This is a genomic window from Streptomyces lincolnensis, assembly GCF_021173675.1.
Classification (GTDB): domain Bacteria; phylum Actinomycetota; class Actinomycetes; order Streptomycetales; family Streptomycetaceae; genus Streptomyces; species Streptomyces lincolnensis_B.
Map to the genome: position 1 here is coordinate 1 of NZ_JAIHON010000057.1, position 288 is coordinate 288.

The 288-nt window shown below is 77.8% G+C and carries 1 protein-coding gene; it reads left to right on the forward strand.

The features are described from left to right. The coding region (locus K4B79_RS47540; protein ID WP_232033716.1) for a beta-ketoacyl synthase N-terminal-like domain-containing protein at positions 1-288 on the forward strand (288 nt) is incomplete at both ends.

Consider the following 288-nt stretch of genomic DNA (forward strand, 5'->3'; position numbering starts at 1 on the left):
CCGGTTCCTGCACGGGTCACGGGAGGCCATCGGCAGTGGCGGCACCCTGCGGGCACCGGCGGACCGGGACACCGGCCGCCGTCGTCCCGACGACGGCCGGATCGCCGTGGTCGGCATGGCCGCACGGCTGCCCGGCACCGGCGAGGACCTGGACGCCTTCTGGCGGATGGTGCGGTCCGGCGGACACGCCGCCGCCCGCTTCGACGCGGCGGAGGTGCGCGCCGCCGGGGTACCGCGCGGCATCCTCGACACCCCCGGGTACGTTCCGGTGCGCGCCGCCATGGACGA